The organism is Actinacidiphila yeochonensis CN732 (genome assembly GCF_000745345.1).
Taxonomy (GTDB): Bacteria; Actinomycetota; Actinomycetes; order Streptomycetales; family Streptomycetaceae; genus Actinacidiphila; species Actinacidiphila yeochonensis.
Window position 1 is genome coordinate 62,182 of sequence record NZ_JQNR01000004.1, and the last position, 10,379, is coordinate 72,560.

Annotated in this window: 7 protein-coding genes and 1 pseudogene; all 8 read left to right on the forward strand. The window is 71.1% G+C overall.

Annotation, left to right across the window (positions count from 1 at the left end):
• Window positions 1–147: 147 nt before the first annotated feature.
• The 8 genes and pseudogenes from BS72_RS07165 (at window position 148) to BS72_RS07200 (ending at window position 10,320) form a co-directional block, all read left to right on the forward strand.
• On the forward strand, window positions 148–897 hold the full coding sequence (locus tag BS72_RS07165; protein ID WP_063835998.1) for a phytanoyl-CoA dioxygenase family protein: 750 nt from the start codon (window positions 148–150) through the stop codon (window positions 895–897).
• Between the two features lie 59 nt (window positions 898–956).
• The gene (locus tag BS72_RS07170; protein ID WP_037908058.1) at window positions 957–2,183 is read left to right on the forward strand and encodes a radical SAM protein; all 1,227 of its coding nucleotides are present in this window, start codon (window positions 957–959) and stop codon (window positions 2,181–2,183) included.
• Between the two features lie 65 nt (window positions 2,184–2,248).
• Entirely contained in the window at window positions 2,249–3,520 is a 1,272-nt protein-coding gene (locus BS72_RS07175) for a glycosyltransferase (protein ID WP_157856165.1), read from the forward strand.
• Between the two features lie 153 nt (window positions 3,521–3,673).
• Window positions 3,674–5,245 (forward strand): B12-binding domain-containing radical SAM protein, encoded by a 1,572-nt coding sequence (locus BS72_RS07180; protein ID WP_051950776.1) that lies wholly within the window; start codon window positions 3,674–3,676, stop codon window positions 5,243–5,245.
• A gap of 56 nt (window positions 5,246–5,301) precedes the next feature.
• Complete coding sequence (locus tag BS72_RS07185; protein WP_037908062.1) at window positions 5,302–7,407, forward strand: carbamoyltransferase family protein; 2,106 nt, start codon at window positions 5,302–5,304, stop codon at window positions 7,405–7,407.
• On the forward strand, window positions 7,407–8,318 hold the full coding sequence (locus BS72_RS32040; RefSeq protein WP_157856166.1) for an RsmD family RNA methyltransferase: 912 nt from the start codon (window positions 7,407–7,409) through the stop codon (window positions 8,316–8,318). The genes BS72_RS07185 and BS72_RS32040 overlap by 1 nt, the downstream gene beginning before the upstream one ends.
• A gap of 546 nt (window positions 8,319–8,864) precedes the next feature.
• Window positions 8,865–9,047: pseudogene (locus BS72_RS39780) on the forward strand (2OG-Fe(II) oxygenase family protein); the annotation flags it as partial.
• Between the two features lie 226 nt (window positions 9,048–9,273).
• On the forward strand, window positions 9,274–10,320 hold the full coding sequence (locus BS72_RS07200; protein WP_037908064.1) for an alpha/beta fold hydrolase: 1,047 nt from the start codon (window positions 9,274–9,276) through the stop codon (window positions 10,318–10,320).
• The last annotated feature ends 59 nt before the right edge of the window (window positions 10,321–10,379 follow it).

Sequence of the window (10,379 nt, forward strand, 5' to 3'; positions counted from 1 at the left end):
CCCCGTCCTCCGCCCCGCGGTCGACCATGCCGGACCTCGCCGGCCCCGCCCCACGGGCGGACGACGAGCTTTGTCAGACAGGACTCAGGGCGGCTCGGGCGCCGCGGTCCTTCTCCCTTCACATCGAGCCTCGGAGGTCGGGCAGACATGGATTACTCTCTGCGCAAGCAGGCGTTCGACAGGGATGGTTACGTCGTGGTCCGCCAGTTTCTGTCGTCCTCCGAACTCACCGAACTGGCGGACGAGATCCAGCGGTTCATCCGGGAGGTCGTGCCCGACCTTCCGGAGACACAGGTCTTCTACGAGGTCGGGTCCGACGGGAAAAGAGGGGTCCGGCAGATCCACCGCATGAACTGCGATCCGTACTTCGACTCGTATCAGCACCACGGGAAGTGGATCGCGTTGGCAACCGAGCTCGTCGGCGAGGCGGTGATAGCGAGGCCGCCCATCTATTTCAGCAAGCCGCCGAACACCGATTTCCCGACACCGCCGCACCAGGACAACTGCGCGTTCGGCCTCACTCCACCGAACGGGGTCGAGATGCTGCTGGCCCTGGAGGAGCCGTTCGACGAGGAGACCGGCTGCCTGCGCTACCTTCCCGGCTCCCACCGTGAGGGGCCGCGGCGCCACACCTACAGCGGCGTCCGCGGATTCGCCCTTGAGGTGGCCGACTTCGGTCCGCGGGACGAGGCGCGCGAGGTGGCGGTGGAGATGCGGCCCGGCGACCTCCTGTGCCACCACCCGCTCACCGTCCACCGAGCCCACCGCAACCGCTCGCAGGACCGCACCCGTGCGGGCTTCGGCATGTGGTTCCGCGGTGCGAGCACCCGCGTCGAGGCGGCGAACACCGAGGACTACGACCGAAGCGCGCGCCGGGCACAGCACGCCGGAAGGTGAACCCGCCACCTCCGCGAACGCCTCCGCGCGGCAACCCCACGGGAAAGGTCCGCCAACACATGGCCGGTCAGATCAGGGACTTCACCCCCGGAGACGCGACACCCGAGGACAGCATCGTCATCTTCGGCGCCGGTGACGTGGCCCAGCTCACGCACTACGCCCTCCGCGCGCTGGGGCTGGACGTCGCGTACGTCTGCGACCCCCTTCTCGCCGAGGCCGGGGGCACCCTGTGCGGAACGGAGGTGATCCCCCCTGGCGCCCTCGCCTCCCTCGACCCCGGGACGACCTGCGTCATCGACGCCTGGGACCACACCCGCTACGCGCGGCAGCCGGCGCTCCTCGACCGCTTCCCACGGGTCCACTTCAGCGTCTCGCTGCTGAGGGGGACGGATTTCAGCGGTCCGCGCGCCCCCGTGCTCCCGGGCGAGCGGGAGCGGCGTATCACCCACTACGCCAACCAGTGCCAGGCCCTTCTCGCCCGGAGCGCGCAGGTGCGCCTGCGGTCGCTCGACGTCGTCGTCACCGAGGCGTGCACCATGCGCTGCGTGGACTGCTCCAACCTGATGCAGTACTACGCCCACCCGCGCCATTCCGACCTCGACGAGCTGCACACGGCTCTCGAACGGCTGATGGCCGCCGTGGACGGGGTGGACGAGTTCCGGGTGCTGGGCGGCGAACCCTTCGCCAACCCCCGGTTCGGGCGCACCGTGGACCTCCTGACGAGCGTGGCGGAGGCGGAGCGGGTGGTGGTGTACACCAACGGCACCATCGTTCCCCGAGACGCGAACCTGGCCTCGTTGGCGCATCCCAAGGTGCTGGTCAAGATCACGGACTACGGCGGCCTCTCCGTGCGGCACGACGCCCTCGCCGAGACGCTCACCCGGCAGGGCGTCAACTGGCTCAGCCAGAAGCCGACGTGGACGGACTCCGGCCGCATCGGACCCGTCGAGCGGACCCGCGCCGAGTTGGAGCGCACCTTCCGTGACTGCTGCGTCAACGACCTTGTCACCCTGCTGAACGGGCGCCTGTACCTGTGCCCGTTCTCCGCGAACGCCATGAACCTCGGCGCGCTCCCCGACGCTCCGGACGACGTCATCGACCTGCGGACGGAGCGGCCCGCCGACGAGCTCAGGGAGCTCATCAGCACGCTCTACCGCCGGAGCGGGCCGCTGACGGCCTGCTCGTTCTGCCGTGGCCGCGACCACACCACGCCGACCATCGAGCCGGCGGTCCAGGTCCGCCGCCCGCTGCCGCTGATCGTCCTCTCGGAACGGACCGACCGGTGACCGGCCACGCGCCGGGCGGTGGCATACCGCGGAGAGCGGGCGCACCGCGCGTCGCCGTGGTGTCGATGGACGCGGTCGGCCATCTCAATCCGATGCTCGCGGCCGTCTCGGCGCTGACCGCACACGGCCGGGGCCCCCGGGTGCGGGTCTACGGATCGGCCGGCACCGGCGCGCTCTTCCGCGCGACCGGCGCCGAGTTCGAGGCGCTCCGGCCGCCGCCGGCGCCCGCGAGAACGCAGACCGCCTCGGGGCCGTCCCACCTGGCCGTCCGCAGTTTCCTGGCCCCGCAGGAGGGGCTCGCCTCCCTGGTGGAGGCGGTCGCCGGGTTCCGGCCCGACGCTGTCGTGCACGACGTCTTCGATCTGCGCGGGGCGGTTCTGGCCGCCGCGTTCGGAATCCCCAGGGCCTCTCTGATCGGGTTCGCCGGCCTCCGGGCGCTGGGCGGGGAATTCGTCGAGGAACACAGTGGACTCCACCCCTCCCTGCTCGCCGCGAACGACCGCCTCCTGCGCGACTTCCACCTCGACGTGCTGGGTGACGACGTGTGCCTGCCGGTGCTGTACCCGTCGCGCCGGCTGTCGATCGTCACGGCGGTCGAGGAGCAGTCCCCGCCGCCGGGCGGCACCGCGGGCGAGCGCCGGCTCGGCGCGACGGAGGCGGCACTCGGGCCGGCGCTCCGCTGGCTGGGTCCCTTCCTGGGCGACGTCCACTGGGGGAGCGCCGCCACGGGGGAGCTCACGTGCGCCGCCCCGCGGCGACGGCCCGCCGGTCCGCTCACCGTGCTGTTCTCCCTCGGCACGAACATCGCGACGTTCCGCCGCGGCTCGTCGATGGGAGGCGCCGCCTCCGGCCACGCCTTCGTCGAGGCGGCGGTGGGACTCCTGCTGTCGGCGTTCGGCGGCGACGACCGCTACCGGCTCCTGGTGGCCACCGGCGGCTGGGCGCCGCCCGCGGGAGCGGTGTGGCCCGGCAACGCGGTGGTGGCGGAGGTGCTGCCCCAGCGCCGGCTGCTCGCCGACGCCGCCGACGTGTTCATCACCCACCACGGCTACAACTCGACGGTCGAGGCGGTGGCTCACGCCGTGCCGATGGTCGCCTTCCCGGGGTACGGGGATCAGATCGCGAACGCGGAGCACAGCGTGCGGCGCGGGGTCTCGGTGGCGCGCTGGGACCTGCGGCGCCCGTTGGCGACCTGTGACGCCGACGCTCTGCGGGACGCGGTCCACACGGCGGCCTCGCCCACCGGGCCCCGCCTGAGGCTGCCCGCGCTGCGGCGGGATCTCTTCACCGCCGGGGGCGCGGCGGCGGCCGCCGATCTGATTCTTGATTTGGTCTGAATCTGAACACCGATTCACCGTGCGTTGACACCCTGCGGCGGGAATATCTAGCATCATGTGCGATGTGAATTCAATGAGAAGGAATGAGACTTCCGAGTACTGCGGCGCTGCGCTGACACCCCGCAAGGATCGACACCTTGGAGAGGTCCCGTAATGGAAGTGCTCGACCGGCGAATTCAGGATCCGCGGTTCCTCTGCCTGTACGCGACGCTCCAGTACTACCCCGACGAGGTCTGCCGCCCGGACAGTTCGCTCGGCCTGCCGTACATCCACGCGGCTCTCGCGCACGCGGGTTTCGACGTCGACCTCCTGGACGCCAGCATCGGCCGGCCGGGGCGCGACGACCTGGCCGACACCTTCTACCGCCGGACCCCGCTCCCCGAGATAGCGCCCGACCTCTTCCGCATCGGTCTGACGCCGGAACGCATCCTGGAAGAGGTCGAGCCCTTCGACGTCATTGCCGTCAGCTCCATCTTCACCCAGCAGACGAGCCGGTGCCTGGAAATAGCCCGGCTGGTGAAGAGCGTCTATCCGGAGAAGATCATGGTGGCCGGCGGGGTAAACGCCCGGAGCCTGAAGCAGCTTTTCTTCGACAGCGGATACGACGTCATCTTTCTCTCCGAAGGGGAGAAGTCGATCGTCGGCCTCGCCGAACACCTGCGGTCCGGCACCCCGTCCCTGAACGCCGTTCCGGCGATCAGCTTCCGCCGCGGCGGGGAGACCGTCACGACACCCGCCGGGCCGGCCACAACCGACCTGGACGAGTACCCGATGCCCTCCTGGGGCGCGCTGCCGAACGACCAGTACTGGGCCATCAGCGAGCCCTGGGGCGGCCGCGACGGCTGGCTCGACGACTCCAAGCCCCGCTTCGCCTCCATCCTGACCTCCCGGGGCTGCCCCTACCGCTGCACGTACTGCCACATCTCCAAGGAGATCGGGGGAGAGGCGGGCGACATCGGGCGGCTGCGCTTCCACAGCGTGGAGCGGGTGGAACGGGAACTGGACACCCTCAAGAGCCTGGGCGTCGAACTCGTCTACATCAACGACGACTCGCTGCTGGCGTGGAAGCACCGCGTGCACAAGGTGCTCGACCTGCTGCAGAGCCACAACTTCCTGCTCGCCGACATCAACGGCGTGAACATCCGCCACCTGTTCCGGCGTTCCGGTTCCGGGGACGACCTCGTGGTGGACGTCGAGCTGCTGGAACACCTCTACACGGCGGGATTCCGGCGTATCGGCCTGCCCTTCGAATCAGGTTCCCAGCGCCTGCTCGACAAGTACTCCACGGCCAAGTGGCGCATCGACAAGTGCGACATCTTCGAGCTCGTCAGGATCATGTCCGAGATGGGTTTCACGACCAACGCCAACTTCATGGTCGGCTACCCGGACGAGACCCTGGACGAACTCAGCGAGACCTATGCCATGGCCCGCCGGGCCATGGACGCCGGCCTGGACGGCTGCGGGTTCTTCATGGTCCAGCCGTTCCCCGGCACGGTCCTCTACGACCAGGCCGTGGCGAGCGGGCAACTGGACCCCGACATGCGCCCCGACGACATGGGCTGGTCGAAGTCCCAGTCGCCGTCGCCCTTCCGCCACCTGCGGATCGACCCGCAGGTCCTCCACTATTCGCGGAATCTGGCCTTCGCTCTTCTGAACACCGACCGACGCAGCCGGGCCTGGCTGGACAAGACGGCGGGCGCGGCGAGCGGCGCGCTCCCGCGCTGACCGCACCGAGGTGGCACGTCCGGGACGGCTGCGGGACGAAAGGACAGCGGGGTAACGTGATCATCCTGGGTACCAAAGCGGTGCAGCACGACGCGTGTTTCGTCCTGCTGCGGGACGGCGAACCGCTGTTCATCTACGAGCAGGAGCGCTTCAACCGCGTCAAGCACGGAATGTCGAGCGACCTGTCCGTGCTCTTCGACGCCCTTGAGGAGCACTCCATCACGCCGGATCAGATCGATCTGGTCACCAACTGCATCGACCCGGCCCGCCTGGGTGAGCGCAAGGCACAGGTGCGCACCTTCCTGCGGGGCCGCGCGGCCGACGAGATGGACGCGTACCTGGACTGGCGGCTCCCGACGTGGCGCCGTTCGCTGCTCGCGGCGGGCTTCCCCGAAGAACGCGTCGTCGACATCCGCCACCACCTCTGCCACGCCGCCGGCGTCTACTACGCCAGTCCGTTCGGTGACGCGGCCGTCCTCAGCGTCGACGGCAGCGGAGAGACCGAGACCGCGATGCTCGCCCACGGTCACGGGCACGACATCACGGTGCTGCGCACCACACCGCACCCGCAGTCGCTGGGCCACTTCTACCAGGCGGCCACGTTCTGGCTCGGCTGGGGGTTCGGCGAGGAGGGCAAGACCATGGCCCTCGCCGGCTACGGCGACCCCAAGCGGTACCGGAAGCAGCTCGACGCGTTCATGCTGGTGGACGAGACGGGCGCGTTCGCCTTCGCCCCGCTCGAAGCCCGCGAGGACAACCGCTACACGTCGGCGGAGCTGGCGGCGGACGTGTTCACGCGGCTCTTCGGGCCGGCCCGGCGCGACGGCGAGCCACTGCGGCAGCTTCACCAGGACGTGGCGGCCGCCGTGCAGGCGATCTGCGAGGACGTCATGCTGAAGTCCGCGCGGTTCCTGAAGGCGGAGACCGGATCCCCGAACCTCCTGCTCACCGGCGGCGTGGCGCTCAACTCCGTGGCCAACGGCCTGATCATGCGCAGCGGCATCTTCGACCGGATCGTCGTCTACCCGCAGGCCGGCGACTCGGGGACGGCGCTCGGCGGGGCGCTGTACGCCCACCACCGCAACGCCGGGGCCGGCGGCGGGCGTCGCTGGCACATGACCCATGCCTACTGGGGACGGCGCGTCGACGCCGAGAACGCGGCCGCCGCGGCCGCCGCGTACGGGCAGCGCGGGGCCCGCTCCCCTGACGTCGTGGCGGCGGCGGCCGACCTGCTGGCCGCGGGACGGACAGTGGGCTGGGTGCAGGGCCGCTCGGAGGTCGGGCCGCGCTCCCTCGGCAACCGCTCCATCCTGGGCAACCCGCTGGTCCCCGGCATCAAGCAGCGGATCAACGACGGCATCAAGCACCGCGAGAACTGGCGCCCGTTCGCGCCGTCCGTCCTCCGGGAGGACCTGTCCACCTACTTCGAGGCGGACCAGGACCTGCCGTACATGACCGTCGTGGCGCCGCTCAGGGCCGAGTGGAGGCAGCGGCTGGAGTCCGTCGGGCATGTGGACGGCACGGCCCGGGTCCAGACGGTCACCGAGCAGAGCAATCCGCGGTTCTACGCCCTGCTGCGCGCCTTCAAGGAGCGCACGGGCGTGGGCGTGCTGCTCAACACCTCGTTCAACGACCGGGGCGAGCCGCTGGTGCAGACCTGCGAGCAGGCGTTGCGGCTGTACACGACGTCCGACATGGACGCCCTGTGCATCGACGACTGGCTGTTCACCGAGAAGGCGCCGTCCCCGCGGACCCAGCCCTTCGCCCCGTACCTGGACACCTTCCGCAGACTGCCGAAAGCCCGGCTGCTGCTTCTGGAGGGGGACGCCCCCATGCCCCACCCGATGCTCGCCGAACTGCGGCGTGACCACCCCGACCTCGGCCGTGGCAGAGCGGACACGGTCGCGGTCGAGGAACTGGCCGCGTCCTACGACGCGGTGGTCTGCTACGTGGACGCGCCGGCCGACCACTTCATCTTCGACCGCGGCCTGTACCACTCGGACCTCGCCGAGACCTCGCGCCGCATCATGTCCGAGGCGCGTGTCCCGGTCCACTGGGTCGACAGCCGCGGGGACGTGGTCCCCGCCCGCGACGTCCTCTACGTGCACCACGAGGACGTCCGGTGCCCGGTGCCCTCCTCGTACGCCGGGAGGTGGAGCTGATGGCAGCGGACCTGGCGGCGTGGACGCAGGAGGTCGACGGCGACGTCATCGGCTACACGTTCTCCAACGGGTTGAGCGTCCAGGCGGAGGTCGGCGAGAAGGACGACAGGCTGCGTATCCTGCCGCTGACCCGGTTGCAGAGAGCGGTGCTCAACTACCTGATGAACGACCCGTCCCGCGCGCGCGGCAAGCGGGTCTTCGAACCCTTCGCCGGATCGGGCGCGTTCGGCTTCATGGCCCTGCGACTGGGCGCCGAGCACGTCGACCTTCTCGACGTCAATCCGCGGGCCGAGCAGTTCCACCGCCGAACCGCTTCCGCCAACGGTTTTCCGGAACATCGCGTGCGCTCCACCGTCGCGGACATTCGGGAATTCCAGCCGGACGAACCCTATGATCTGGTGCTGGCGAATCCGCCGTTCGTGCCGACCCCGGACTGTATCGAGGGCACGCTCAACTCCAACGGCGGCCCGGAGGGAAACGAGCTGCTGGCCGCCCTGGTGGAGAGGCTGGACGACTTCGTCAAGCCCGACGGTGAAGCGCTCGTCATCCTCTACCAACTGGTCCAGGACGGCCTGCCGCTGGCCGCCCGCGTCTTCGGGCCCCAGCTGGCGGGCCGGAGAACCGAGTTCACCCCGCTCCAGGAAGTCCCCGTGCCGCTGGAGAGGTTCTGCGCGGCCTGCGAAATCCAGCACCCGGCCGAGGCGGCCGGAATCCGCCAATGGCGGTCAGACCTTGAGCGGCAGTACGGGAACGGCTTGACGCTCTCTCACTACGTCATGCACATTGGACCGCGAAGTGACGCCCCCGGAGTGTGCGAGGTCACCGCTAACGCCTCCCAGAAATTCGGTGCGGAATGCGTGCTCCCCGAGGAGAACGCGGACTTTCTGCCTGTCGACGGCCGACGCCGATAAACCGCTTCTCTCCCACCATCACCGGACCTGGAGTGTCTCGTGGTTCTGTCTGCGATCGACTGCTCGGCGCCCGGGGCCGCGGTGCGGTTCCGCCGTTCGCTGGCCGCGACGGGGTGCGCGGTCGTCGTCAACCACCCCGTCCCGGCGGCCCGCGTCCGCGCCGTCTACGACGAGTGGCTGGCGTTCTTCGAGACCGACGCCAAACACCGCTACGCGGCGGGTGACGACCGGCCCGACGGGTACTTCCCACCCCCGGAGAAGCCGGCGGCGGGCGGGTTCGTGCCCGACCGCAAGGAGTTCTTCCACGTCTACCCGCGGGGCAGCTACCCGGCGGAGGTCTCCGACGCCGCCCTGCGGTACCTCGACGACGCCCTCGCCCTGGTCTCCACGCTGCTCGGCTGGCTGGCCGACGACGTCGCCGAGGCCGGCGCCGGCCTCCTGCCCGCGCTGCCGCAGCGCCTGTCCGAGGACCTCGGCGCCACCGTCCTGCGCGTCCAGCGGTACCTGCCGGGAGCCGGCGGCGAGACGCCCACGCGGCCGCGGGCGGTGGCGCACACCGACATCGACCTGCTGACCCTGATGCCCACGCCCAGCGCGCCCGGCCTCCAGTTCCACGACGGCGACGGCTGGGCCGACGTCCCGGCGGAACCGGGGGCACTGGTCGTCCAGGCGGGGGAGATGCTGCAGCTCGCCAGCGGCGGCCGCTACCCGGCCCTCCTGCACCGGGTCGTCCACCAGGGCGACGCCGCGGAGGAGTCGCGTATGTCCCTGCCGCTCTTCGTGCACCCGGGCGACGACGTGGAGCTGGGCGACGGCGTCACCGCCGCGGAGTTCCGCTTCCGCCGTATGACCGAGGCCAGGGCGCGGCAGTGGAACGTGGTCGCGGGCGGGGCGCGGCGGCCGCCCGTCGCCGGCCCGGACCGCGGCCGGAGAGCCGCCGCCCCGGGACCGCGGAGTGAGCCGCGGGGCGGGGCCGGGTGGGGAGGGCCCGCCGGACGCCGTCGAGCAGGTCGTCCGGCAGGCGTGGGGTGCGACGCTCGGCACCGACACGGCGGGCCCGCACGACGACTTCTTCGCGGCCGGCGGCTCCTCCCTGGCGGCCGTCCGGCTGGTCGGCGACATCCGCCGGGCGCTGCGGACGGACGTCCCGCTGGGGGCGCTGTTCGAGGCGCCGACGATCGACGGCCTGGCACGGCTCATCCGGCAGCGGAGCGCGCCCAGCACCTCGTACGTCCGCCTGCGATCCGCCGAACGCGACACGACGTTCGTGTTCGTTCACCCGGTCGGTGGGTCCGTCAGCGGATACACCGACGTCGTCGCGGCGCTGCCGCCCGGTGCCGGGTGTGTGGGCCTCCAGGCCCGCGGGCTGGACCCCCGGTGCGAGCCGCACCCCGACATCCCCTCCATGGCCGCGGACTACCTGGCGGAGCTGTCGGCCCGGCACCGGCCCGAGGACCTCGTGCTGGGCGGCTACTCGTTCGGCGGCCTCGTCGCGTTCGAGATGGCCCACCAACTCGGGCGCGCCGGACGGCCGCCCCGCGGAGTGGTGCTGCTGGGCACGTACTTCCCGCAGCGCGACGTGACGCGCGCCGGCCGGATCGAGACGCTCAGCGCACTGGTCGGCGCGATCTACCGGACCCCGGTGGACCCGAGGGCCCTCGACGGCCTGGACGACGACGCGGTGGTGGGCGCGCTCGCCGCCGCGGCGTGCGGGAACGCCTCGCTCCCCGAGCAGTACCGCCACGCCGGGCTGCGCCGACTGATCGAGGTCCTCGCCCGCAACCTCGCCATGGTCGAGGCGTTCGACGTGCCGGTCATCGAGGGGCAGGTCCACCTTGTGAGGCCGGAGAGTCCCGAGCCCCGCGACGTCCCCACCGCCTGGCGGCGGCACGCCCGGGGAGGAGCGGTGGCGCACGACATCGGCGGCGAGCACAACGCGCTGATGTCGCAGCCGCACGGCAGCCGCATCGCGCGCCTGCTGGCGGAGCTCTGGCCTGCGTGAACGAGGACTTCACCGATACGGAAAGCAATCGAACGCAGCCGCACCGACGCTCCGAGCCG